Source organism: Methermicoccus shengliensis DSM 18856 (assembly GCF_000711905.1).
Taxonomy (GTDB): domain Archaea; phylum Halobacteriota; class Methanosarcinia; order DSM-18856; family Methermicoccaceae; genus Methermicoccus; species Methermicoccus shengliensis.
In genome coordinates, this window is the sequence record NZ_JONQ01000007.1 from 246,613 (window position 1) to 272,276 (window position 25,664).

At 54.8% G+C, this 25,664-nt stretch carries 24 protein-coding genes and 1 tRNA gene; 17 read left to right on the forward strand and 8 right to left on the reverse strand.

The genetic code is table 11. The features are described from left to right. Positions 1-158 precede the first annotated feature (158 nt). Positions 159-1,481, reverse strand: coding sequence for an AlbA family DNA-binding domain-containing protein (locus tag BP07_RS01685; protein ID WP_042684717.1), 1,323 nt, complete (start codon positions 1,479-1,481; stop codon positions 159-161). A 344-nt stretch (positions 1,482-1,825) separates the two neighbouring features. Between BP07_RS01685 and BP07_RS01690 the strand changes: the two genes are divergently transcribed. From BP07_RS01690 to BP07_RS01710, 5 genes are all read left to right on the forward strand, one after another. Beyond that, positions 1,826-1,900: transfer RNA gene (locus BP07_RS01690), tRNA-Pro, on the forward strand. Between the two features lie 140 nt (positions 1,901-2,040). Continuing rightward, entirely contained in the window at positions 2,041-3,321 is a 1,281-nt protein-coding gene (gene thiC / locus BP07_RS01695; protein ID WP_042684718.1) for a phosphomethylpyrimidine synthase ThiC, read from the forward strand. A 152-nt stretch (positions 3,322-3,473) separates the two neighbouring features. After that, the gene (locus tag BP07_RS01700) at positions 3,474-4,247 is read left to right on the forward strand and encodes a DUF6951 family protein (RefSeq protein ID WP_042684719.1); all 774 of its coding nucleotides are present in this window, start codon (positions 3,474-3,476) and stop codon (positions 4,245-4,247) included. A gap of 44 nt (positions 4,248-4,291) precedes the next feature. Further along, a complete protein-coding gene (locus BP07_RS01705) occupies positions 4,292-4,969 on the forward strand; it encodes a DUF6951 family protein (RefSeq protein ID WP_042684722.1) in 678 nt (225 codons plus the stop codon). Between the two features lie 22 nt (positions 4,970-4,991). Beyond that, entirely contained in the window at positions 4,992-5,933 is a 942-nt protein-coding gene (locus tag BP07_RS01710; protein ID WP_042684724.1) for a radical SAM protein, read from the forward strand. On the opposite strand, the gene BP07_RS01715 is transcribed toward BP07_RS01710, so the two are convergent. Both BP07_RS01715 and BP07_RS01720 read right to left on the reverse strand, forming a co-directional pair. Next, a complete protein-coding gene (locus BP07_RS01715; RefSeq protein ID WP_042684725.1) occupies positions 5,930-6,526 on the reverse strand; it encodes a class I SAM-dependent methyltransferase in 597 nt (198 codons plus the stop codon). The genes BP07_RS01710 and BP07_RS01715 overlap by 4 nt on opposite strands. Continuing rightward, positions 6,519-6,830, reverse strand: a complete 312-nt coding sequence (locus BP07_RS01720; RefSeq protein WP_245597026.1) for a J domain-containing protein — start codon at positions 6,828-6,830, stop codon at positions 6,519-6,521. The genes BP07_RS01715 and BP07_RS01720 overlap by 8 nt, the downstream gene beginning before the upstream one ends. 62 nt (positions 6,831-6,892) lie before the next feature. On the opposite strand from BP07_RS01720, the gene BP07_RS01725 reads away from it, so the two are divergent. Further along, positions 6,893-7,981 carry a (Fe-S)-binding protein gene (locus tag BP07_RS01725; protein WP_042684731.1) on the forward strand — a complete coding sequence of 363 codons (1,089 nt, stop codon included), beginning with the start codon at positions 6,893-6,895 and terminating at the stop codon, positions 7,979-7,981. Positions 7,982-7,984: 3 nt separating this feature from the next. On the opposite strand, the gene surE is transcribed toward BP07_RS01725, so the two are convergent. After that, a complete protein-coding gene (gene surE, locus BP07_RS01730) occupies positions 7,985-8,791 on the reverse strand; it encodes a 5'/3'-nucleotidase SurE (RefSeq protein WP_042684733.1) in 807 nt (268 codons plus the stop codon). Positions 8,792-8,864: 73 nt separating this feature from the next. Here surE and BP07_RS01735 point away from each other — a divergent pair, with 73 nt between their 5' ends. Then, a complete protein-coding gene (locus BP07_RS01735) occupies positions 8,865-9,389 on the forward strand; it encodes a nitroreductase family protein (RefSeq protein WP_211247033.1) in 525 nt (174 codons plus the stop codon). Then, positions 9,389-9,940 carry a hypothetical protein gene (locus BP07_RS01740; RefSeq protein ID WP_157203025.1) on the forward strand — a complete coding sequence of 184 codons (552 nt, stop codon included), beginning with the start codon at positions 9,389-9,391 and terminating at the stop codon, positions 9,938-9,940. The genes BP07_RS01735 and BP07_RS01740 overlap by 1 nt, the downstream gene beginning before the upstream one ends. Here the strand turns inward: BP07_RS01740 and gyrB are convergent, their stop codons facing one another. The 3 genes from gyrB to BP07_RS01755 all read right to left on the reverse strand — a co-directional run bounded on the left by gyrB (position 9,941) and on the right by BP07_RS01755 (position 14,475). Then, positions 9,941-11,830, reverse strand: a complete 1,890-nt coding sequence (gene gyrB, locus BP07_RS01745) for a DNA topoisomerase (ATP-hydrolyzing) subunit B (protein ID WP_042684737.1) — start codon at positions 11,828-11,830, stop codon at positions 9,941-9,943. 74 nt (positions 11,831-11,904) lie between these two features. Further along, positions 11,905-14,094, reverse strand: coding sequence for an elongation factor EF-2 (locus BP07_RS01750; protein WP_042684739.1), 2,190 nt, complete (start codon positions 14,092-14,094; stop codon positions 11,905-11,907). A 114-nt stretch (positions 14,095-14,208) separates the two neighbouring features. Then, positions 14,209-14,475: a hypothetical protein gene (locus BP07_RS01755; protein ID WP_157203026.1), complete on the reverse strand. Its 267-nt coding sequence runs from the start codon at positions 14,473-14,475 to the stop codon at positions 14,209-14,211. Between the two features lie 188 nt (positions 14,476-14,663). On the opposite strand from BP07_RS01755, the gene BP07_RS01760 reads away from it, so the two are divergent. The 9 genes from BP07_RS01760 to BP07_RS01800 all read left to right on the forward strand — a co-directional run bounded on the left by BP07_RS01760 (position 14,664) and on the right by BP07_RS01800 (position 25,170). Then, positions 14,664-15,932 carry a hydroxymethylglutaryl-CoA reductase, degradative gene (locus BP07_RS01760; protein ID WP_042684744.1) on the forward strand — a complete coding sequence of 423 codons (1,269 nt, stop codon included), beginning with the start codon at positions 14,664-14,666 and terminating at the stop codon, positions 15,930-15,932. Between the two features lie 268 nt (positions 15,933-16,200). Beyond that, positions 16,201-17,469, forward strand: a complete 1,269-nt coding sequence (gene tuf / locus BP07_RS01765; protein WP_042684746.1) for a translation elongation factor EF-1 subunit alpha — start codon at positions 16,201-16,203, stop codon at positions 17,467-17,469. Between the two features lie 34 nt (positions 17,470-17,503). Then, positions 17,504-17,815, forward strand: a complete 312-nt coding sequence (gene rpsJ / locus BP07_RS01770) for a 30S ribosomal protein S10 (protein WP_042684748.1) — start codon at positions 17,504-17,506, stop codon at positions 17,813-17,815. 75 nt (positions 17,816-17,890) lie between these two features. Then, positions 17,891-18,202 carry a DUF3450 domain-containing protein gene (locus BP07_RS01775; protein ID WP_157203027.1) on the forward strand — a complete coding sequence of 104 codons (312 nt, stop codon included), beginning with the start codon at positions 17,891-17,893 and terminating at the stop codon, positions 18,200-18,202. A gap of 7 nt (positions 18,203-18,209) precedes the next feature. Then, entirely contained in the window at positions 18,210-19,094 is an 885-nt protein-coding gene (locus BP07_RS01780) for a DUF7502 family protein (RefSeq protein WP_042684753.1), read from the forward strand. Positions 19,095-19,107: 13 nt separating this feature from the next. Beyond that, positions 19,108-20,052 carry an AAA family ATPase gene (locus tag BP07_RS01785; protein ID WP_042684756.1) on the forward strand — a complete coding sequence of 315 codons (945 nt, stop codon included), beginning with the start codon at positions 19,108-19,110 and terminating at the stop codon, positions 20,050-20,052. A gap of 9 nt (positions 20,053-20,061) precedes the next feature. After that, positions 20,062-20,916, forward strand: a complete 855-nt coding sequence (locus tag BP07_RS01790; RefSeq protein ID WP_042684759.1) for a DUF58 domain-containing protein — start codon at positions 20,062-20,064, stop codon at positions 20,914-20,916. Positions 20,917-20,929: 13 nt separating this feature from the next. Further along, the gene (locus tag BP07_RS01795) at positions 20,930-22,765 is read left to right on the forward strand and encodes a vWA domain-containing protein (RefSeq protein WP_276624625.1); all 1,836 of its coding nucleotides are present in this window, start codon (positions 20,930-20,932) and stop codon (positions 22,763-22,765) included. Next, a complete protein-coding gene (locus tag BP07_RS01800) occupies positions 22,762-25,170 on the forward strand; it encodes a vWA domain-containing protein (protein WP_042684765.1) in 2,409 nt (802 codons plus the stop codon). The genes BP07_RS01795 and BP07_RS01800 overlap by 4 nt, the downstream gene beginning before the upstream one ends. 196 nt (positions 25,171-25,366) lie before the next feature. Here BP07_RS01800 and BP07_RS01805 read toward each other — a convergent pair whose 3' ends face one another. Next, on the reverse strand, positions 25,367-25,612 hold the full coding sequence (locus BP07_RS01805) for a hypothetical protein (RefSeq protein WP_042684769.1): 246 nt from the start codon (positions 25,610-25,612) through the stop codon (positions 25,367-25,369). Positions 25,613-25,664 lie beyond the last annotated feature (52 nt).

A 25,664-nucleotide genomic window follows, 5' to 3' on the forward strand; every position in this document is an offset into this window, starting at 1 on the left:
TTGGGCGAAAGCACGAAGTGCTAAAGCCAGATGCCCGCTTGTTGTTCGAGTACGGTAGCACCGAGCCAACGAAGTTGGCGAGAGTCGTGGACGAAAGGGCATCATTTTTGCTTTTAGATTTTGTTCTGTAATTTTAGTCTGGCATGGCCTCTCAACTTTCATAGTTTTTCCTCCAATATTCTTAGAATATCGTTCAATTTATTGTCAATAACGTAGAGTTTATGATGAGGCAATTTTTCTATGAAACGATCGTAGTCCCAATCATTTTCCAAATGGTCTTTTATTGTATTCGCATAGTGATAATAATCGTTGAACAACTCGACGTTCTCTTCCGGAAAATTAAATGATGCTTTAAATACACAGTCCATTTCGATAGATTGGTATAATTTATGCATTTTCTCTTGACCTTCAATCGGTTTACGATCCATTAATACAGCCCTTTGAGGGTGTGTAAAATGAAGACCTGCACACATCGAGGAGAACTGGAAGACAATATCAAAACTAAAATCGTTATGTTTCAACGATAATTGCGATTTTTTCCCTTTACTCTCATATTGAATTTGCAATTCTGTATTTGACGGTATGCAAAAATCTAGAAATCCAGCACTTTCAAATATTTTTGAAAAATCCCATGATAGGGATGCAATTATAGAGTCTTTTGATGGTTTTGGTAGGTCTTTAACAGAAATCTTCCTAGAACTTACGCTCTTGGGTATTGGACCGGAAGAAATCTTTCCCTCATGTCTACGAATTTCTATTAGCCATGAGTGTGCAAAAAGCCATGAAAATGAATGGAGGAGAGCGTAAGGTGTAATCTCTATAAAAAATGATTGAACAGTGTCCCAATTCTTTGTTAAGGTCTTAATATCATTTTTAGGTATACTGTTCACAAAACTTATGTAGTTAAAAATACAACTTGGTTGATATATAGGACCTGGAATTCCAAGTGAGTCCTTGTAATAGTTGATAACAATTCTGAATGGAAATGTAAAATCAGGGTCTTCTTGATGACTAAATAGCCATTCCAGTTGTCTGTCACTAACTAACCTTTTTCCATGACTTGTTCGAATATAATAGATCCTATTCTTAATTTCTGGCCCTTCTCTTGAAACAATATATGCATGAGGAATGCCTTTCCTTTTTGGGATATTTACAACCATAATATCTCCATCAGGGCATTGTAAGAATTCTATATCGTATTCAACTATTGGGCTAATCGTATTGTGACAAATATTATCAATAATGTTCTTATAATGGTCTATACCTTTATCATCAAATATCCCTCTACCTTCAAGAGTTGCATCTTTTTTGACTCCTATTAATAATTTACCTCCATAACGATTTGCTAATGCCACAATTTCATAGCCTATATCCCTCTGACCTTCTCCACTTCGTAGTTTCTCTGATTCTTTGAATTCGATTTTCATTGTTTCTTTCTCAGGATTTTTCAAAATTTGATATATTTCATCACATGTGGTCATGGTATCCTTCCTTCAGAATATTGAGTCCCTTTCGTCCACGATTTCGGACAACTCGTTCATATACGCATTGCGTATATCATCCCAATTTGGGATTATACCTGTATTGCATATATACTCATTCTGGATGCCTCTCACCCCAAGCATGTCCAGTGGGCTTCTAATCTTACTCAAATTCTTGGTGCTAACATGAGTATAAATCTCTGTCGTTTTAGAGTTATGTCCCAGCACTTTTTGAATAACCTCAGATCAACCCTGCCTCAAGTGGGTGGCAAAAGAGTGGCGTAAAGAATGAGGGCAGCAGCGGAAGAGATTTATACTGCCCTGTGCAACGGTGCACACACAGCGGGGCCGTAGGGTAGCTTGGACCATCCTTCAGGACTGGGGGTCCTGAGACCGGAGTTCAAATCTCCGCGGCCCCACTTCTCCCTTCCAACACACCTTTCAGTCTGAAAACTCACATAATCGACAGAAGATGGCCACAGGCCCAACGATTGGGCATGCTCAAACAGCACCTTTTTTAAGAGTGGGGAACACAGTGTCAACCCCGGAGATAGTTCACATGGGGCTAATAGAGGAGGCAAAGAGAGGAATCATCACGGAAGAGATGCGAATAGTTGCCGAGAAAGAGGGTGTTGACCCAGAGTTCATAAGACGCGGGGTGGCCAGCGGAAGGATCGTGATGCCCATCTCACCCTACAGAGAGGTCGAGATTTGTGGAATAGGTGAGGGGATCCGAACGAAGGTAAATGCCTCTGTGGGAACATCCTCTGACATCGTGGATGTGGACATGGAGGTGGAGAAGGCCAAAGTGGCCCAGCAGAGTGGTGCTGACACCCTCATGGAGCTTTCCACTGGAGGCGACTTGAGAGAGATCAGAAGAAGGGTGATTGAGGCGACCACGCTGTCGGTGGGAAGCGTCCCGCTGTACGAGGCGTTCATCGAGGCCATCCGAAAGAAGGGAGCTGCAGTGCTCATGGAGGAGGACGACCTCTTCAGGATCATCGAGGAGCAGGCCAAGATGGGCACCAACTTCATGGCCATCCACACGGGTGTGAACTGGATGACGCTGGAGAGGCTCAAGAGGCACGGACGCTATGGAGGCCTGTGCTCGAGGGGAGGGGCATTCATGTCGGCATGGATGCTGCATAACGAGAAGGAGAACCCACTGTACAGCGAGTTCGACTACCTTCTCGAGATACTGAAGGAGCACGAGGTCACCCTCTCCTGCGGAAACGGCATGAGAGCAGGAGCAGTGCACGACTCGCTGGACCGTGCCCAGATGCAGGAGCTCATAATAAACTGTGAGCTTGCGGACAGGGCACATGAGTTCGGTGTGCAGACCATCATCGAGGGGCCCGGGCATATTCCCATCAACCACATCGAGGCGAACGTCAGGGTGATGAAGGAGATGAGCGGCCACAAGCCCTTCTACATGCTTGGGCCCGTGGTGACCGACATCGCGCCTGGATACGACCACGTCGTGGCCTCGATTGGGGCGGCCATGTCCAGCGCTGCGGGCGCTGACTTCATATGTTACGTGACGCCGGCAGAGCATCTTGCCCTGCCCAACGTGGAGGACACTCGCCTCGGCGTGATATGTGCGCGCATAGCGGCCCATGCCGGCGACATGGTGAAGCTGGGCAAGATGGACATGGACCTCGCCATGGGAAGGGCCAGAAGAGACCTCGACTGGGCAAGCCAGATGAAATATGCCATTGACTCGACCACCGCAAGGGGGATAAGAGCCTCGAGATATCCCGAGGACCCCGAAGTGTGCACGATGTGCGGCGAGTACTGCGCCCTCAAAATCGTAAGAGAGAACTTCGACTTTAGCAGGTGAGGGGTCTCCCTCCTCCACGATGGCCACCCCCGTGGGGGCGCCGGAGTCAGTCAGCACACTCAAGAGCTCAGAAATCCTTAAGTACCGGCAAAGACGAGTTTTGTTTAGTAATTTGATAACTAATCAAAATTGTTTCCCCAGAGGGTATCCAGATGAGAAGAATCAGGGTGAGGAACCCAGAACTCGAAAGGGCATATATTCCGAGAATCTCGCCCTCTGAAAGGCTTGTGGCAAGGGTGCTCGTGAACAATCCGCTCTGCGGGCACAACGCGCTCATAAGTGCACAGCTCACCCCCCAAGGCAGCATAAGGGTGGGCGTGAAGAGTGGGTGCAGGCTGATAGAGAGAATGGTTGAGCTGTTGCCCGAGTTCACCACAGCAGACCTTCGATATGTGAACGCCGGCGGGATGTATGATGCGGTGGCCGAGGCGAGGGTGCACTCCAACTGCCTCATCCCGCCTGCCATCATCGCCGCATGCATGATAGCCACTGGTCTAATCGAAAAAAAGAGAGCCGAGAGTGCTCCACCCACCACCATCCATCTCGCACCAGAGAGAAAGCAGGGCACTCGGCCTGCCACAGGGTCATCCAAGGTGAGGGTGCACGAGACACTGGGGGAGTGTACCACTCTTATCAGAGCAAAGCAGAAGGATGATGTGGTAATAACGAGAATAAAGAGCAATTGCGAGGATGTCGTGGCCTTTGGGGAGGAGGTTTCCGAGCTTTCGGTGTCCTCGCTGTGCAGGGCAAACCCCGAGGGGATGCTGGAGGCCGCCGAGGACGTGGGGCTCTCTCCCTTTAGCTTTGTGCCTCCAGCCCTCATGACCGCATGCTGGATTGCGGCGGGAATGGTGGCACAGGGGCTCATAGAGGGTATGGAGCCCCAGACGGTGGTGTTCATGCCCCGTGATGAGGAGGTGCATTAGCTTAATATTATATACTGATAGATGCAACCATTCATACAGGTGAAATGATGGTATCGAGGGTAAAGGTGGAAGACCCCATCTGTGGGCACACTGCCCTTATAAAGGGCTGGAGAGATGATGAAGGTATCTTCAGGGCAGAGCTCAAGACAGAGTGCCCTCACCTTCAAAGCTTCGCAGAGGACTTGAACTACATGGAGACGGAGATGGAAGACCTCTACCATGTTATGAGTGATGTATATGAGTGTGCCGTGGACAACAACGTGCCAGCCACCTGCCCAGTGCCCACTGCAATCATCAACGCCTGGTGGCTCGAGGCAGACATGATAGCCAAGTCTCTTGCCCACAAATCCACCATCACGATAGAGGTTCCCCAGAAGGATGGGGATGGTAAGAAAGATGTATCCAAGGTGAGGGTGAACACGCCCCTGTGTGATTATGTGATACTCGTGAGGGCTAAGAAAACACCAGAGGGCAAGATAAAGATTAGCTTTGCCACCAACTGTCCCCATCTCAGAGGGGTGAGAGAGAAGCTGCCCGAGATTGGACCCGAAGAGATTGCAGAGCACGACGCCACGAGGGTGTATGAGATAGCAGACGAGCTCAAGTTTACCCCCATATGCTTTGCCCCCCTCGCCATGACCCTCGCATGCATGATGGAGGCTGGAAAGCTGGACAAAGAGGCACTTGCAGACTCCATCAGGATTAGCTATCCCAAGGAGTGAGGGTTTTGGGCTGGTGAGTTAGATGTACGTGTACGGTCCAGTGCCCTCCAAGAGGCTGGGTGCTTCGCTGGGACTCGATATCATACCAAGACTCACGTGCACGTTCAACTGCGTGTACTGCCAGCTCGGAAGCAAAAAGCACGTGGTGTCCGGCCCAGAGGGCATAGCATTTCCGAGCGCCTCCAAGGTGCTCTGCGAACTCGAAGGGGTGCTTTCACAGTGCCCAAGGGTGGACTACATCACGGCTGCGGGAAGCGGGGAGCCCACGCTCAACCCAGAGCTTGGAGCACTCATCGAGGGCATAAGGGAGCTCACCGATGTGCCCTGTGCCCTCATCACCAACTCATCGCTGCTCACCCGTCCATCGGTGTTCGAGGCGGCGTGCAAGTTCGACGTGGTACTGCCCTCTCTCGATGGAGGGGATGAGGGGACACTGAAAAGGGTGAACAGGCCCGCGAGGGGCATAAGGCTGGAGAATGTCCTCACCGCCCTGAGACGGCTTTCGGCAGAGCAGAGGGTGTGGCTGGAGGTCATGCTCATCGAGGGAGGTGTGAGCAACACCACCCCCACCTCCCTTGAGCACCTCATATCATGCATAGCCACAATACAACCAGCCGAGGTGCACCTCAACACCCCGACGAGACCACCGGCAGAGAGGTACGTCAGGGCTCTTGAGCCCTCACGACTCAGGGAGATTGCCATAAAAATTGAGAGCGAATGCTCTGTGCCCACGAAAATCGTGCCCGAGGCAGAGCCTGAGGCGGAGGTGGTGCACGCACAGGGCAGGCTCGAGCTCATCCTTGGCATGCTGAGGATAAGGCCCTGCACCCTCGATGACCTCATGGCAGCCACTGGGCTCAACGATAAGGAGCTGCTAAAGCACCTCTCGGTGCTGCTCTCAGATGGCAGGGTGAGCATGAGGATGCTGGAGGGAAAGAGGTTCTATGTGGCAGAGGGTGCCTAAGATAGTTTTACCCCCTTTATCACACACAGGGCAGCCTCCCGTGGGCTCTGAGAATCGTACACCGCCTCCTCAGATATTCCCAACCAGTATTCCCATCCGAGGGCAAAGTGCGCACGAGCCCTCCTCACGATTTCCTCTGGCGTGTGCCTTATCCTCGCAAAGTATCCTCCCTCCCTTCTCCTCCTCTCAACGTACTCGGAGAGGGGGTTCAGCACGAGCGCGAGCAGCCTTCCCCCTGATGAGAGCACCCTGTGAGCCTCCCCGAGCGCAGCATCCACATCCTCCATGAACTCCAGCGACGTTATACACACCACCCCATCGAAGCTCTGCTCCCCGAACGGCAGGTGCTCTGCCATCCCCTGCACAAACGTGCACGTGGCGTGATGGGGGGCCAAGTGCAGCATGTTTCTGTCCATGTCCAGCCCCACCATCCTCATATCCAAGATGCCCTCGAACACCCCGGGCCCACAGCCCACATCGAGCACGCACCCACAGCCCACAAGCTCTCTCTGAATGAGCTCACGCTCTCTCAAAAGTATGCTTCTCCCAAGGGGGGTGTCGTAAAACCCCACATAGCGCCTCGCATCACTCAAAGAACTGCTTTCTCCACCAGCTAACGTAGTCCTCCCTCTCCTTCACCTCACGCGTGTGAAAGCTGTAGCGGTCGTTGTTGCGCCTTGTTGTCAGATACTCATATGCCTCGGAGAGCATCATAAACCGCTCGGGGTCTCCCCCCTCCACCCTATCTGGGTGGCACTCCATCGCACGCAGCCAGTATGCCCTCTTGATTTCGTGGTGGGTGGCGTCCCTTCTCACGCCAAGCAGCCTGCGTGCCTTTTCCTCCCACTCAAGCTCCTTCCTGATATCCTCGAGCTCCGAGCCATACACCACAACCACCTTAGGCAAGCCTAACATAACATATTTATCGTGCTATATCAAACTAACCCAAGGTGGGAAAAATGGATCCCTGTCAGGCTGCCGTTGATTCGTGCATAGACTGTGGGAAGTGTGGAGAGGTGTGTCCCATATCCATGGTATCGGACAACTCCACCTACACGCCAGACAGCAAGATAAAGCTGCTCTCCAAGATAGCTGCGGGAGAAGCGCTCGAAAAGGACGAGTTCGATACCATCTACCTCTGCACGAGGTGTGGGGTGTGCGATGATGTGTGTCCTGAGCACATACCCATATCCGACATAATCCAGCACGAGAGAGAGCTGCTCGCAGAGCAGGGAAGAGAGCCAGAGAGAACGAAGCACATCGTGTCCAACATCCTCGAAAAGAAAAACCCGGGTGGGTTCGACAACTCCAAGAGGCTGGACTGGATAACAGATGACCTGAAGCTCTCAAAAGACGCCGACGTAGGCTACATGGCTGGGTGCTGGGTGGCGTTCAAGCATCCAGAGATTGCGCAGGCGACCATTCGGGTGCTAAACTCGTGTGGCATCGAGCCGAGGATACTGGAGGAGGAGCAGTGCTGCGGGCTCTTCATGATAGACAACGGACACCTCGACGAGGCAAGGGAGTATGCCAAGAACTATGTGAACTACATCGAGTCGCTGGGCATAAAGCAGCTCATCGTGTCCTGTCCAGCATGCTATGGTGTGCTCAAGTTCCAGTATCCCAAGCTATACCGCGACACCAAGTTCGAGGTAGTGGCATCGATAGAGGTGTTCAAGCAGCTCATCGAGGAGGGCAAGCTCAAACCAAAGCAGATCGATGGCACGGCCACGCTAAAGGATGCGTGCCCCCTGCGGCACATGTACGATGTGCCGAGGGAGATTCTCGCCAGCATGGGCATTGAGATGAAAGAGATGTTCGACAAGCACACTGTGTGCTGTGGGGCGCCAGCTGGTGTGAAGCCCAACTATCCAGAGATTGCAGATGCCATAGGCATGCTCCATCTCCAAAAGGCGAGTGAGACGTCAGGGGTGATGGTCACGTACTGTCCCTTCTGCCTGTACCACCTCGAGGGGGTGAGCCAAAAGAGCGGAGTGGAGGTGCCCATGAAGGACATTGCCCTGCTGCTCGAGGAGGGCATAAAGTAGAGCCTACTTCAAGAGGCTCAGCAGCTCATCCTTATCCACACTCACGCTCATGTCGAGCGAGAGGGGTGTTATGGAGATGCTCCGCCTCACGTAGAGTGCCCAGCTGTCCGTCCCCTCCTCGCCATTGACGATGAGCCCTCCAGATATCCAGTAGTAGGGCCTCCCCCTGGGGTCGTTTCTCTCCTCCACATCGGTCTTAAACAGCTTTCTTGCCAGCCTCGTGATTTCAACCCCTGTGTGCTCGTCTGCACCATGGGGCACGTTGATGTTGAGCACGTCCACACCCTCTGGAAAGCCCTTCTCGATTGTGCGCGCTGAGATGCGCCTGAGCAATGAGGCACATACCTCAAAATCCCCCTCATACCCTCTCCCATCCCCGAACTTGTGGCTCTCCTCCACCACCTGTGTGGAGATGGCTATGGAGGGTACACCATATCCTGCAGCCTCGAATGCCGCCCCTATCGTACCAGAGGTCATGGCAGAGTCAGTGCTTATGTTCTCGCCCACGTTGATTCCAGAAACCACGAGGTCTGGAAGCCTCTTGAGTATACTGAATATGCCGAGAATCACGCAGTCCGCGGGCGTTCCACCCACGGCATATGCGCTCGTGCCCTCTCCTATGACGACCTCGCTCATCCTGAGGGGCTCAAAGATTGAGATGGAGCGGCCAAAACCACTGCGCTGGATGGCGGGCGCCACCACCACCACATCCCCCACCTGCTCTAAAGCCCTGAGGGCAGCCCGTATGCCAGCCGAGTACACACCATCGTCATTGGTAAGCAGTATCGTGGGCATCGCAACATCCATCATCTCCTTTCTACTTGAGAGTTTTGCCAGCGAGCATCACTTATAGGTGAAGGGCGCACATGGTATGGGGTCCATCATGGATGTCATGGATGTGTTGGAAGCAATAGCCGAGAGACGCTCAATAAGGAGATACACGGGAGAGCACGTGCCCGATGCAAAAATCGATGTGCTCATCAGCGCAGGGCAGGATGCCCCATCTGCTGGAAACCTGCAGGCACGGGACTTCATAGTGGTGAGGGACGCGACCACGAAGGACAGGCTCGCCATGGCATCGCTAAGACAGCCACAGGTGCGAGACGCGGACGTGCTCATCGTGGTGTGTGCCAACATTCCCCGCTCCACCTCCAGATATGGAGAACGAGGGATGCTGTATGCCCATCAGGACGCAGCAGCCTCTGTGCAAAACATCCTGCTCGCCGCCCATGCCATGGGGCTTGGGACGTGCTGGATTGGGGCATTTGATGAGGCGGAGGTTGCCCGCATCCTTGGGGTACCAGAGGGTGTGGTGCCCGCAGCCATAGTCACGGTGGGTGTGAGCGCAGAAAGGCCAAGAAAGCCCCCAAGATTTACCCACGAGAACGTGCACGAGGAGAGATGGTGATGGACATAGCACTGCTATGGGACTCAAAGCTGCTCATGGAGCGCTATATCGCAGAGCACGTGCCCTCTTCTGCAAGGATAGAGCCCCTCGTGCTCGCAAGCCCGTTTGCCCCACGAGCAAAGGTGCTCATCATCCCAACCGGGTTTGCCGAGCCCAAGTACACCAAGATTGGGGGGCAGCTTTCTCGTCTGAAGGGAGTGTTCACGAGCTTTGTGGAAAGGGGAGGGGTGCTCGTGGTGTTTGGAGCCCTTAGAAGCACGAGACTGGAGTTTCTTCCAGAGCCCATAGAATACGTGAGCAAGTATGGGGCAAGAAACCTCAGGTTCGAAGATGGAGCGTGCCAAATCGTGGATGAGGTCCATGCAGAGTGTGATGGGTACCTGTTGCCCGAAAAGAAAAGCGGATGGAGGGTTCTGTGTCGTGATGAGTTCGAGAAGATTGTGACAGCGTCCCTCGAGCATGGAAGGGGTGTTGTGATTGCAACGACCATCCACGAGCTTCCCTCCCCCGCCTTTCTGAGGTGTATCGTCGAGAGGTCGCAGATGGGCTAATCATGTGTCGAGGTTCACCACTTCTTTCGCATGGGCCCGTATGAACTCTCTTCTGGGCTCCACCCTCTCTCCCATCAGTACGGAGAATATCTCATCGGCGTATATCGCATCCTCGAGCGTGACCTTCAGTATCGTTCTCCTTTCGGGATTCATCGTGGTCTCCCAGAGCTGAGAGGGGTTCATCTCGCCAAGCCCCTTGTAGCGCTGCACCCCAACACCATCCCCACCAAGCTCCTCGATTGCGCGCTGGAGCTCGCTCTCCGAGTACACATACAGCTCCCTCTTGCCCTTGAACACCCTGTAGAGGGGCGGCTGGGCAATGTACACATGCCCTCTCTCTATCAAGGGGCGCATGTACCTGTAGAACAGGGTGAGCAGCAGAGTGCGTATGTGGGCACCATCCACATCGGCATCGGTCATTATTATAATCTTGCCATATCTGAGCTTGCCGATGTCCAGCTCGTCCCCCACACCACATCCAAGAGCGGTGAGCAGGGCACTGACCTCCGTGTTGGAGAGCACCTTATCCAGCCTCGACTTTTCCACATTCAGTATCTTTCCCCTGAGGGGGAGGATGGCCTGAAAGCGCCTGTCCCTGCCCTGCTTGGCGCTGCCACCCGCAGAATCGCCCTCCACGATATATATCTCGCACCTCTCGGGGTCGCTCTCGGTGCAGTCTGCGAGCTTGCCCGGAAGCGAGCTTCCGTTCAGAGCGCTCTTTCTTCGTATTAGCTCCCTCGCCTTGCGAGCTGCCTCCCTTGCACGGGCTGCCTGCAATGCCTTGTTCAGTATGGTCTCCGCCACAGTGGGGTTTTCATCCAAGAAGTATCCAAGCTCCTCGCTAACCAGCGACTCCACAACGCCCTTTACCTCGCTGTTGGCGAGCTTGGTCTTGGTCTGCCCCTCAAACTGTGGGTTGGGCAGCTTCACACTGATCACGGCAGTAAGACCCTCCCTCACGTCCTCGCCCGTGAGCTCCACCTTCTCTCCCCGCTTTCTCAGATACTCGTTGGCAGTTCTCGTGAGCGCAGCTCTAAAGCCCGTAAGGTGCGTTCCGCCCTCGATGGTGTTGATGTTGTTGGCAAATGCATGCACACTCTCGAGGAAGCCATCGGTATACTGCATGGCAATCTCCACAATGATGGAATCCCTCTCCCGCACAAAGTACATGGGAGGCTTATGCAACACAGTCCGGTTGCGGTTTAGATGCTCCACAAAGGAGACTAAGCCTCCCTCATACTCAAACTCTTCTTGCGTTCCCGTGGACTCGTCCCTGATTGTGAATCTCACACCTCTGTTGAGGAATGCCAGCTCCCTCAGCCTATCCGCGAGGATGGAATACTTAAGGCCACAGCTCCCGAATATCAGCGGGTCTGGCTTGAACCATATATCTGTGCCAGTTCCCTCTGCCTCCCCCACCACCTCCACGGACGTGGTGGGCCTGCCCCTCTCATATCGCTGGTAGTAGAGCTTTCCGTTGCGTCTTACCTTTGCCTCGAGCCACTCGGAAAGGGCATTCACCACCGATGCCCCAACACCATGCAGCCCACCAGACACCTTGTAGAGCTCGTGGGAGAACTTGCCACCTGCATGGAGGGTTGTCATCACGAGCTCGAGGGCGGATTTCCCATACCTTGGGTGCACATCCACGGGGATGCCCCTGCCATCGTCCACCACCCTCACAGAGCCATCGGGATACAGCACAACCTCGATGTTGTGGCAGTGGCCAGCCAGCGCCTCGTCAACGCTGTTGTCCACAATCTCGTACACCAGATGGTGAAGCCCATGGCTATCCGTGCCCCCAATGTACATGCTGGGACGCTTTCGCACTGCCTCGAGCCCTTCGAGCACCGTGATGTGCTCTGAGCTGTACTCCTCACTGCCCGACATCGTCGCTATACCTCTATATCGAAGAGGTGATAAGGCTATTGGCTTGGGGGGTGGGGCTCACCCCTCCACAAGGCTCACCCCTCCACAAAATCGCTCGGGGAGGGTACCTCGAGCTTGAGCCCCTTTCTCTGTCTGATCTGGCGCACCACCTGTGGCAAGAGGTTTGGTGGAACTGGCTCGAAGCCCGCAAACTCTGTGCTCCACATCGCCCTTCCCTCTGTGGCGCTTCTGAGGTCGCCAGCAAAGCCGAACAGCTCTGCGACCGGAGCCTTTGCCTCGATGATGCTCATGTCTCCCTCCTGAGACATCGAGAGGATTACGCCCCTTCTTCCCTGTATCACCCTCACAGCACCACTCATCTGATCCTGTGGCACGTGGATGAACACCTTCTGGATGGGCTCGAGCAGCGTGGGGTTGGCTTTAAGGATGCCAGCATGCAGTGCGTTCCTCACTGCGGGTATCACCTGCGCAGGACCGCGGTGCACTGCATCCTCGTGCAGCTTCACATCGATGAGCTTCGCCTTCACGCCCCTCACAGGCTCTCTGGACATTGGACCCCCTCTCATCACCTCCTCGAAGCCCTGATGCACAAGCTCGAGCGTCTCTCTGAGGTGCTGCACACCCTTGGTCATATCCACGAACACGTTGGAGTCATAGATGTGGGTGATGCCCTTTGCCTCCTCCTTGTCCATCCCCGCATCGATGAACTTCTGCCTGCGCTCCACCTCTGGCATCTTCATATCAATCTCGCCCTCTCTGATGAGCTCGAGCACGCCGGACTCGAGGGGCTCAACCTCGATGTAGAAGCGGTTGTGCTTGTTGGGAGACTTGCCCTCTATGATGCCGCTCTTGGTGGTCACAGTCTCACGGTACACCACGATGGGTGGAGAGGTGGTGATGGGCACACCCTTATCACGCTCAATCTTGTGTCCTATCACCTCGAGGTGAAGCTCACCCATTCCCGCAAGCAGGTGCTCTCCAGTCTCCTCGTTGATAGTCACAATCAGGGTGGGGTCCTCCTTGGCAATCTGCCGCAGCACCTCGATGAGCTTTGGCAAATCCTTCATGTTCTTTGCCTCTACGGCAACGGTGACCACTGGCTCGCTCACATGCCTTATCGCCTCAAAGGGCTCCATGGGCTCAGAGGACACTGTGGAGCCCACGATGGCATCCTTCAGACCACTCACGGCCACGATATTACCAGCTGGAATTGCCTCCACCTCTTCCCTCGCAGGGCCCATGTAGATGCCCACCTGCTGCACCTTGTTCTTCTTGCCAGTGCCCGAGATGTACAGCTCATCACCTCTCTTTATGGTGCCAGAGAACAGCCTTCCGCTCGCAATCTCACCTGCATGGGGGTCAACGGAGATGTCGGTCACCATGAGAGCAATGGGGGCATCTGGGTCGCAGTTCATCATGGCCTTGCCAATGGAGCTGTCGATGTCCCCCCTCCAGATGACGGGGATTCTCTCCTTTTGTGCATCCAAGGGGTTGGGTAGGAAGCGGATGACCATATCGTTGATTACCTCGTGGAGCGGGCACTTCTCTGCAAGCTCCCGCATCCTCCCACTCTTGCAGTATTCGATGACCTCCTTGAAACCAATGCCATTCTTCTTCATGGAGGCTGCGCTGATTGCCCAGTTGTACAGCGCCGAGCCAAACGCCACGCTGCCATCTGCAGCGCTCATCTTCCAGCCAGCCTTGTACTTCTCCTCGGACATGGCGCGCACGAGCTTGTTCACGCTGTCTATCACCTTCCCAAGGCGAATCTGCATCGTCTGCGGGTCCACCTTGAGCTCGTTGATGAGCCTGTCCACCTTGTTGATGAACAGCACAGGCTTCACGTTCTCCTTTAGCGCCTGCCTCAGCACGGTCTCAGTCTGGGGCATCGCCCCCTCCACGGCATCCACCACCACGACGACGCCGTCCACTGCGCGCATCGCCCGTGTCACGTCCCCTCCAAAGTCCACGTGCCCTGGGGTGTCTATGAGGTTAATCAGGTACTCCTCGCCCTCGTACTCGTGCACCATGGATACGTTGGCGGCATTGATGGTGATGCCTCTCTCCTGCTCCTCCTCATCATAGTCCATGAAGAGCTGCCTTCCAGCAAGCTCCTTGGAAATCATACCAGCGCCCGCAAGCAGGTTATCGGTGAGCGTGGTCTTTCCATGGTCTATGTGCGCCACGATGCCGATGTTTCTGATGCGCTCTGGCTTGTGCATCAGCTCCTTTATGCGGTCAACCATCTTCTTTGCTCTTGCCATCTGCCACTACCTCTTCGAGATGAATATGAGAGCTCCGGACGAGCAACCTCTAACAGGCTACTGCCTTATTTAAAGTTTGTCTGTGTATGATTTATTCCTCGCTCAACTCCCGCTTCAGATGTGAGAAGGTAGCCCACCACGGCGCTCGACGATGCCCGCAAAAAATACCAGCGCCTCGCCACTAAGCTTTCCCATGTATGTGAAATGCTCTGATACCATCTTGATTAGCTCGTTCATCTGCTCTGGCTCGTATTTTTCCAGAAGGCTCTCAGACCCTTTTACTCTCGTGCTCGTGTTACTGTCTTGGAGTTCTTCTGGTGTGAGCGTCATAATAGGCTCGATGTCAGAGCTTTTCTCATCAGGCTGTTCTTTTGTGTGCATAAAAAGAGTTATCCAAATTAAGTATAAGCATTTCTCGATTTGCCGAAAAAGCACTCACAAAATCCCACAGATAGTAGTGGGATTGCGATAAAAGAGAGATTCTCGGAAGTGTTCACAGGAGTGAAGTGCCCACACCCTGTGCCCCACACCCTTATATATATTCTGCACTCACTCACGGTGGGGTTTAGATGGTAGAGAGAAGCTCGAGGATTTCAGGATTCTACAAGCTCACCAGAGAGGAGAGAATAGAGCATGTGAGGCGGTTTGCCTCCCTTACGGACGATGAGACGCGGGGGCTTTCAGGGGGAGCGCTCAGCCTCGATGTGGCAGAACGGATGGTGGAGAATGTCATAGGACTTATGGAGGTGCCGCTTGGGATAGCAGTGAACTTCCTCATAAACGGCCAGGACTACCTAATCCCCATGGCGATAGAGGAGCCCTCGGTGATAGCGGCTGCCAGCAATGCAGCCAAGATGGCAAGGGCTGGAGGGGGCTTCTACACGAGCAGCACCCCGCCGGTGATGATTGGACAGGTGCAGCTTCTGGGGGTGCCCGACCCCTTTGGGGCGAAGATGGAGGTCATAAGACGCAAGGAAGAGGTGCTCGAAATTGCCAACAGCAAGGACCCGGTGCTCGTCAAGCACGGCGGAGGGGCAAAGGATATCGAGGTCAGGGTACTGGACACCCCGAGGGGTGCGATGGTGGTGGTGCACCTGCTCGTGGACTGCCGTGATGCAATGGGTGCGAATGCTGTGAACACCATGGCAGAGGCGGTGGCACCCACGCTCGCCCATATCACGGGGGGAAGGCCCCTTCTTCGCATCATATCCAACCTCGCCGACAGGCGACTGGCAAGGGCAAGGGCAGTGTTTCCCAAGGACGCAATAGGGGGTGATGAGGTGGTGGAGGGCATCCTCGATGCCCATGCGCTCGCCAAGGCAGACCCATACAGGGCCGCCACCCATAACAAAGGAATCATGAATGGCATCACGGCAATGGCGCTCGCAACAGGAAACGATACCAGAGCCATTGAGGCTGGAGCCCATGCCTATGCAGCAAGGTATGGACGATACGAGCCGCTCTCCACATGGGAGAAAAATGCCAACGGAGACCTCGTGGGCACCATAGAGCTTCCCATGGCAGTGGGGCTCGTGGGTGGTGCCACCAGAACGCACCCCACAGCCCAGACCAACGTGAAGATTCTTGGGGTAAAGAGCGCTTCAGAGCTGGCTGAGGTGATGGCTGCCGTGGGGCTTGCCCAGAACTTCGCCGCCCTCAGGGCACTCGTGACCGAGGGAATCCAGCGGGGACACATGAGTCTGCACTCGAGAAATGTGGCAATCGCGGCTGGAGCGGAGGGGAAGCTGGTGGACATCGTTGCCGAGAGGATGGTGCAGGAGGGCGTCATAAGAGTGGACAGGGCAAGGCAGCTCATAGAGGAGCTGAAAAACGAGTGATTGCCTTCTCACGATTGGCAAAACTGCCTATGGGGTCTGCAGCGGAACTCACTGGGGTGCTGTCAGCCACCCGAGTCCCTTTGAGGGACAAGCCCCGTCCGTCAGGGCGGGGTAGCTGGCTCACCCCTGCCATCCTCATATCCGTGAACTACCCCTCTAACGGAAGGGGCTTCCCGCCGAAGAAGTTAAAAGGAAGGGAAACATTTAAAAGGAGAGATATTGTTAGTGTGCTCACGCTTCAAAAGCATGTTTATTGGAGGAATAAAAGATGGCAGCAGAGAAACCCCACATGAATCTGGCGATCATAGGCCACATCGACCACGGCAAGTCCACCCTCGTGGGGAGGTTGTTATACGAGACAGGGGTGGTGCCACCCCACATCATCGAGAAGTACAAGGAGGAGGCAAAGGCGAAGGGCAAGGAGTCCTTTGCCTTCGCATGGGTGATGGACTCCCTCAAGGAGGAGAGGGAGCGGGGCATCACCATCGATGTTGCCCACAAGCGCTTCGACACCGACAAGTACTACTTCACCATCGTGGACTGCCCAGGGCACAGGGATTTCGTGAAGAACATGATCACTGGAGCCTCTCAGGCCGATGCAGCCATTCTCGTGGTGGCAGCCCCGGAGGGGGTCCAGGCTCAGACCAAGGAGCACGTGTTCCTCTCCAGAACGCTGGGCATCAACCAGCTCATAGTGGCCATCAACAAGATGGACATGGTCAAGTATGACCAAAAGCGCTATGAGGAGGTCAAGAACGACATCTCCCAGCTGCTCAAGATGGTGGGCTACAAGCCAGACGACATCACGTTCATCCCCACCTCGGCCTTCATGGGCGACAACGTTTCCAAGCTGAGCGAGAACACACCATGGTACAAGGGACCCACGGTGCTTCAGGCGCTCGACCTGCTCAAGGAGCCAGAGAAGCCCGTGGACCTGCCTCTCAGGGTGCCCGTGCAGGACGTGTACTCCATCTCTGGTGTGGGCACCGTGCCAGTTGGAAGAGTGGAGACTGGCAAGATGAAGAAGGGGGACAAGGTGGTCTTCATGCCCCCGGGTGTCGAGGGCGAGGTGAAGTCCATCGAGATGCACCACGAGGAGATTCCAGAGGCAGTGCCGGGAGACAACATCGGATGGAACGTCAGAGGTGTGGGCAAGGACGAGATCAGGAGGGGCGACGTGTGTGGCCACACCACAAACCCGCCCACGGTGGCCGATGAGTTCACCGCCCAGATCGTGGTGCTCCAGCACCCGAGCGCCATCACAGTAGGCTACACTCCAGTGTTCCACTGCCATACCGCACAGGTGGCATGCACCATCACAGAGATACAGAAGAAACTCGACCCAAGGACAGGACAGGTGAAGGAGGAGAACCCCACATTCATAAAGGCAGGGGATGCTGCAATCGTGAAGGTGAAGCCCACTAGGCCTCTCGTGATTGAAAACGTCAGGGAGATTCCCCAGCTTGGCAGATTCGCCATCCGAGACATGGGGCAGACCATCGCTGCTGGCATGGTCATAGATGTCAAGAAGAAGTGAGGGTCTCCCCCACCTCTATTTTTGAGAGGCATATATGACGCAAAAGGCTCGTATCAGACTGTCAGGTATCAACCCCGCCCACCTCGATGAGCTATGCTCCCAGATAAAGAGCATAGCCGAGAGGACGGGGATATACATCTCTGGGCCCATACCACTTCCCACCAAGCGTCTGGTAGTGCCCTGCAGAAAGTCGCCAGATGGTGGTGGCACTGCCACATGGGACCACTGGGAGATGAGGGTGCACAAGCGTCTCATTGACATGGAGGCCGATGAGCGGGCACTGAGGCAGCTCATGCGCATTCAGGTGCCAAAGGACATCAACATAGAGATCGTGCTGCACAGCTGATCTCCCTATTTCTTTCCACCTTTCCACCTTTCCACCAATAGCCTTTATAACGCATGTCGCCCATCTACCTGCTCGGTGGGCATGAAGAGGGATGTCAACACATGGCTGCTCGTTCTCGTGGTGGTGCTCAGTGTGAGCCTTGCGGGGCTCACCGTGTACTATCAGAACATGTACTTTGAGATTGAGCAGCAATATCATCACACGAGCAGCGTGGTGGCCACCCAGTACGAGCAGCTCTCCAATGAGTATGCCGCAGCTCAGGAGAGAATCAACAATCTGGAAGCCGAGAATGAGCAACTGAGAGAAGCGCTCGCGGCCAAGGAACAGTATATCCAAATACTAAAGAGGCAGATTGAGGAGATGGGAGGCACTCCCGTCAGTCCATGAGGTGGGCATGTACTCATTCGTGAGGGCACTCAAGGAGTTCAGAAAAGCCTACAGACGGACATCGGCCAGCCTGCGGGTGCTGGATGCCGTGGTGCTATTCCTCGGTATACACCTCGTGCTAACACTGCTGCACGTTCCATTCATTCTGTACGAGTTCGATAATGGTCATGTGGTGGTGGGGGATGTGGTGATATGGCATGCCCTGATGTACACGTGCGCGCTCTCGACCCTCATCACCAGTGCAGGGATGGTGCTCATGGGAACGCAGAAGGAAGAAGATGTCATCAGAATGCTGGAGAGGCGGTACGTGAAGCTGAGGGACAGGCTGTCGTGTGCATGCGATAACCGCCAGCTCGATAACGTCTTCATGAGAAGGCTTGCCAGAGAGGTGGACATGGCCCTTCGGGGCGTCAGCCTCTCCGACTTCTTCTATGTGGAGAGGGTGCTCAAGCGGGTGGGCGTGCTGCTCGCCATAGTCACTGTGTTTGCCCTGCTCCCTCACAGCCTTGCAGCCATCCAGATGGCTGGAGAGCACATTGAGAGCATAGGAGACAGTCTCGGCATAGATTCGGGGATGCTCTCTTCAAACGAGGACGTGGAGACCAAGGAGAGCACCACTGCGGGCTCGGCACTCGAGGGTGGGAGCGAGGTGCTTTACGGACAGGCAAGACTGGCAGAAATCAAAGGGGCAGCCCTCGACCTCACCATATACTCGGGAGGGGGATCAGAGGTGCTCGTGAGAGATACCAACACCACCGAGCAGACCATGTTTAATATCACCCCCCAGTACCCGGTGGATGTGGAGTCGTATGAGGTTTACTCCGAGCGCCTTCCCAGCGAGCACATCGACATCGTGAGAAGATACTTTGAGATGCTAACCGAACGTGGATAATGAGGGATGATGTATGAGTGAAGAAGTGCTTACGAGGGCGTCCGAGCTCTTTTCCAGCCTGTTTGGCGAGCTCGAGCGCGTGATAGTGGGACAGAGGGAGGCTCTCGAGCATATGGTGATAACCATCCTGTGCAATGGGCATGCGCTTGTGGAGAGCAACCCTGGACTTGGAAAGACGCTGACGATCTCCACACTCGCAAGGCTCATGGAGCTCAAGTTCTCGAGAATACAGTGCACGCCCGACCTCATGCCCTCGGACATCACCGGGACATACATCCTCGAGGAAGAGGATGGCAGAAAGCAGTTCAGGTTCGAGAAGGGGCCCGTGTTCGCCAACATCGTGCTCGCAGACGAGATAAACCGTGCCTCCCCCAAGACCCAAAGTGCCCTGCTGGAGGCAATGCAGGAGCGGCACGTCACGGTTGGAAGGGAGACGTTTCCCCTCGAGAGGCCCTTCTTTGTGCTGGCCACGCAGAACCCCATCGAGATGGAAGGCACGTTTCCATTGCCAGAGGCCCAGCTCGACCGCTTTTTGCTGAAGATACAGATGGATTATCCCTCCCCCGAAGAGGAGATGGCCATAATAGACAGATACACCACCAATGTGGTGCCAGATGTAAAAAGGGTGATGGGGAGGGAAGAGCTGCTGATGCTTCAGAGGCTCACGAGGGATGTGCCAATATCCAACGAGCTCAAGCAGAGAGTGGTTAAGATCATCACAGCCACGAGGAGAAGCATCCCCGAGATTGCCTACGGAGCATCCCCCAGAGCCTCCATAGGGCTCATCCTCGCAGCAAAGGCAAGGGCGTTCATACACGGTAGGTCTTTTGTCTCGAGGGAGGATGTGGATGCCATGGCATATCCAGTGCTCAGACACCGCATAATCCTCACGTTCGAAGCCGAGCGCAAGGGGCTCACATCGGATATGGTGATAAGCAATATCCTCAAGAGCGTGTGAGTGGCTCAAATGATAGACCTCGAGTTCTTTGAGCAGCTGGACAGGTTCACCCTGATGGTGAGAAAGCGGGTTTCCAGCGCATACACTGGAGCCCACCGCTCTGTGAGGTATGGGAGGGGGACAGAGTCCGTTGGCTACAGGCAGTACAACAGGGGAGACGACATCAGGCTAATCGACTGGAAGGTGTATGCCAGAACAGAAAGGCTGTACGTCAAAGAGTACGAGGAGGAAAAAAGCATCACTGCCCACATATTGCTCGACATCTCCAAGAGCATGGGCTTTGGAGAGCCCACCAAGCTGGAGTATGGACTCATGATAGGAGCGGGCGTGGCATATCTGGTGTGCAAGCAGAACGAGAGGTTCGCCTTCTCCACATTTTCGGACAGGCTCGTGGTGAGGCAACCAAAACGGGGCGTGGGCTACCTGCTCTCTGTCATCTCTGAGATAGAGGGGTTAAAGAGCGAGGGAATCACCAGCATGAGAGAAGCTGTGGAGCGGTTCTCCTCCACACTGCGCACGAAGTCTCTGGTAGTGCTCATATCCGACATGCTGGTGGATGTGGAGGAGGCAAAGGATGCCATCTACAGGCTGGGCGAGCACGAGCTAATCGTGGTGATGGTACTATCTCCAGATGAAAGCGAGCCACGGCTAATGGGCGACGTGAAGCTCGTGGACAGTGAGACGGGAGAGGTCGTGCAGACCTATGTGGGCCCACGATTTCTCGAGCGCTATAAAGAGCGGCTAAATGAGCACGTGCTCACGCTGGAGAAGGCAGCAAGCGATGTGGGTGCAGACTTCTTTGTGTTCCGCACCGATACCCCTGTGTTTGATGCACTGTTTGAGATTGTGAGCAGGAGGTGGTGATATCTTTGGTGGTATCTTATTTGAGAACACCAACGCCCTTTTGGCAGCTGCTGGCATCATCCCCATAGTAATCCTGTATCTGCTAAAGCCCAGGACGGTTCAGAGGCTCGTCCCCTCAGTAATGCTGTTTCTAAGAACAAAGGAGAGCAAGAGGCTCACAAGTCTGTTTCAAAGGCTCATAAAAGACCCCCTCCTGCTGCTCCAGATGCTGTTTGTGGTGCTGATTGCCCTTGCGGCGGCTGGCCCATTCCTTCCCACCTCGCAGGCTGTCGTACAGGGGAATGTGGCGCTCGTGATAGATGCCTCTGCCAGCATGCAGGCAGATGGAAGATTTGAGGAGGCAATCCAGAGGGCTCACGAGATGCTTGGAGAGAGCAACACCATTGTGCTCGCAGAAAAGCTACCCATCCTCGCTGTGGAGGGTGCAAGCCCCACGAAGGCAGCACAAGTGCTCTCTGAGCTCAGGGCTGGTGCCACATCGGCCGACCTTGCCAGCGCCATCCTGCTCGCCTCCCAAAAGCTACCAAGGGGCGAGGGCACGGTGGTGGTGCTCTCGGACTTCTCCTCCTACGAGGGCGATTCCCCCATCACCGCCCGCACCATGGCAATGGCAGACGGGCACAACGTGGTGTTCGTAAAGGTCGGACGTGCCTCAGATAATGTCGGAATCGTGAGCGGGGTGCTGGAGCGTGCCCATGCTGGATACGCCTACACCTATGAGGTCAGAAACTACATGGACAGACCCGTGAGCTTTACGGTGAAGATAACCACCGAGGGTGGGACGGTATCAGAGAGAAGGGAGCTCGCAGCCCACGAGAGCAAGACATACACCGTATCCAACGTGCACACTGGCACGACCAGGATAGAGCTCGATGTGGCAGACGGGCTGAAGGCCGACAACGTCGCCTACATATCCATTCCACCCACGGCTAAAAGAGACGTGCTCTTCGTTGGAAGGCAGGGTTCCCCTGCCCATGTGGCGCTCTCGGTGCCCCCTGAGAACAACGTGCTCTTGGGCTCTCGAGAGCAGGGACAGATGGAGTTTGCTGGCATAGACGTGGTGGTGCTGGCGGACGAGGGGCTCACCACACCAGAGGAGATGGGCATTGGGATAAAGACGTTCCTCGAGGCGGGCGGAAGCGTGGTGGTGCTGGGCTCTGATGCACTGCTCAAGGACGAGGTGCTAAAGCCCTTGCTTCCAGTGGAGGTGGTGAACACCACAAACGAGACGGTGCTCATGATAAAGAGGTCGCACGAGCTCGTGGAGGGCATACCCTTCGACGAGGTCAGCGTAAAGCAGTCATTGGGGGCAATACCTAAGAAGGGAGCGACGGTGCTCGTCTCCTCCTCTGATGGCTCGCCAGTGCTCGCCTACTGGAGTGTGGGCAGGGGGAAGGTGGTGTATCTTGGCATGAGCGACACAGGGGAATGGGACAACTTTCCCTCCAAACCAGAGTATCCCATATTCTGGCTAAAACTCATCAGCTGGCTTACAGGAGTGGAAGACGTCAACTCCTACAACCTGAGGGCAGGGGCGCTGCTCACATTCGATGAGGAGGTGCTCGTGAGAACGCCCACCCAGCAGCTCAGGACGAACACACTGCTGCTGGACGAGGTGGGGATATACACTGTGGGTGAGCAGAAATACGCCGTTAGCATGCTCAACCCAAGGGAGAGCGATGTGAACGCGGTGGGGGTGAGCGTGCAGGATGTTGAGCGGTTCTCTGGTGAGGGAGCCATCACCCGACGGCAGAGTGGAAAACTGGACCTCGGATGGCTCGCCATTCTTGGCGCCCTCACAGCTGCCCTGCTGGAGATGGTGGTGCTCAGAAGGAGGGGTGAGCTTTGATCAGCTTCGAGCACCCATATGTGATATACGTGGGCGTGCCCCTTGTGGTGCTGGCCTTTCTCATTGCCCTTCGGAGGGGATGGGGAAGATGGATGGTGCTCTCGAGGTTCGTGCTCATCGTGCTGCTTGTGCTCGCGATTGCCTCTCCCTTTGAGAGGGTGAGCGTTTCGAGCGCAGAGGAGAGTCCGGGCGTGGTGCTCGTGCACGACCAGACGCCGAGCATGATGCTCTTTGATGATGCCAGGTTTGAGAGTGTGCGCTCCATCATCTCAAGCATCACTCCCCCCAAAATCGTGAGCCTTACGGGCACCACCACGGCGCTGGGGGACACGATAATCCAGAACGCCCACGAGAACAGCAACATCGTGCTCGTGAGCGATGGCAACAGCAACAGTGGAGCGGACTTCGCAGACGCTGTGAGGCTTGCCTCCTACCTGAACTCGCGGGTGTTCATGGTGAGGGATGCTCCCATACGCAACGACATGAGTGTGGAGGTGCTCGGTGCGAAGAACGTGGTGGTGGGCAGTGAGAGCACGTTCACCATAGTGGTGAGGGCGGCTCATCTACCCGCAGCATGCACCCTCGTGGCAAGCATCGACGGGAAGGAGGTGATGAAAAGGCATTTACAGCTTTCCAACAGGACTTCCAGCATAGAGTTCACCCACAGAATGGACACCAAGGGGGCACACCTGCTCACGGTGAGGATGCAGCCCGATGGGGAGGACATGAGGGAGGAGAACAACGTCTTCACCAAGGGCATCTACGTGGTGGACAAGCCCAAAGTGCTGCTCATCTCGGGGGAGAGCTCCCCCCTATCAGCCGCCCTCGACGAGCTCTATGCCACCACCATGAGGGAGGAGCTTCCCGACAACCTCACGGGCTACTCTGCCATCGTGCTCGACAACCAGTACATCTCGGCACTCAACGACAGCAAGCTCACAGAGCTTCGGACGTTTGTGGCAGATGGTGGCGGACTGGTGGTGGTGGGAGGAGACAGGGCATACAACCTTGGCGACTACTCTGGCTCAGCGTTCGAGAGCATGCTGCCCGTGGAGTCAAAGCCCAGCACGTATGGAGGGGGGAGAAGTGTTGTCATCCTCATAGACATCTCTGGAAGCACCAGAATATACGAGATAACTGACATCGAAAAGGCCATAGTGGTGAGCATGCTGCTCCAGATGGGCATATATGACCGCATAGGCGTGGTGGCGTTCGGCACCGATGCCCACGAGATAACGGACGGGCTAAAGTCGCTCTCTGGCGGGCTCGACCTGCAGGCCCTGATAGACAAAATCGCGAGGCTTCAGGCAGGGGGAAGCAGCGCCACATCCCTGAACAAGGGGCTTGACCTTGCCGGAAAGCTGCTGGAAAATGCCCCGGGAAGCAAGCACATCATCATCGTGTCCGACGGGGCGATACAAAATGTGTACACTCCGACGCTACAGCAGGCGAAAAAGCTCGCAGCACAGGGCGTGAAGATGCACTTTGTGGTGGTGGAGACCAGACAACCCATAGGCACGTATGCAGAGGACCTCATGAAGGAGGTCGGGGGCGAGTACTACTACGTGACCAGCGGATTCGGCATCAACCTCAGATTCGGGGACGAGGAGGCTGAGGAGCCGCCACCCGAGGAGCCGCCCGAGAGATTCACGAGCTATGGGCTGACGAAGGTGAACTCAGAGCACTTCATCACCCGCTACGTGAATGTTAGCGGCAACATCACGGGCTACAACGAGGTCACGCCCAAGATTGGCTCAGAGAGGCTCATCGCCCTGTCCAATGGCAAGCCAGTGCTCACGGTGGGCAGATACGGGCTCGGAAGGGTTGTGGCACTCAGCACCGACAACGGCAATGGCTGGGCCTCTGTGCTGTACTCCGAGCAGAACGCCAAGCTGATATCTGCGATGATGAACTGGGCAATCGGTGACCCCCAGCGGAACGCTCCACTCGCCGTTAGGGTGGACGACGTGTTTTTGGGGCAGAGCGCCACCCTGTGGGTGAGATCCGAGAGCCCACCGACCCTTTCAGTGGGCGGTGGAGCGCTGCAGTTCGAGAGGACGGGGGACAACGAGTACATGAGCACCATCACCCCTGAGCACTCGGGAATCCTCTACATATCAGACTATCCCCTGTGCGTAAACTATCCAATTGAGTACAGGGACGTGGGCTTCAGCGAGCAGGCGGCCAAAATCGTGAGGGACTATGGTGGGAAGGTGCTCACTCCAGAGGAGCTCTCACTGTACCTTAGAGAGAGGATGAAGGAGAAGACGGCGTCCACAAAGCTCGTGAAGGTGGACAGACGCCCCTACCTGCTGTATGCAGCCCTCCTCCTGTTTATAGCCGAGGTGTGTGTGCGAAGAATACGGGAGATCAGAAGGCTGCTATCCGAAAGAAGAGGGATGTGAGCGGGCTGGGGAGTGGGGGTTAGTGTGTAAAATCAGCTTTCACCCGCTCACCTTTCCGCTACTCTTCATAACTAATATATAAAGATGTCTCTCCAAGGTTCTGTTAACTTATTGTTGGTGTGGTGAAAAACAAAAGATTAACGATTTTGCGTCTCTGCGTGGTTCGAAAGCCAGAGGTAAACTTTCATTGAATTTTTCATGCAAAACATTTTTCATAAAAGAATTTCAGAGCGAAATAAACAACCCTCATTGTTGATCTGCCTTTGTTGGAATAAGAAAGCAGAAATTCTCTCGGTGTTTTGCCAGATTTCAGAAATCTCTTTACAATTGAAATGCCTTTTCCTGTTTGGTAAGAGTACTTTCTCAGCTTTATTTCTTCAATGAGCTTACCTATCAGCTTGTATTTTTCTTGCGGCGTAAGCTTTTTAATATCCAAGTCCATAGAAAATTGTATGAAATCTGACTTTATAAAAGTTCGCTTTAACTCTTATTTG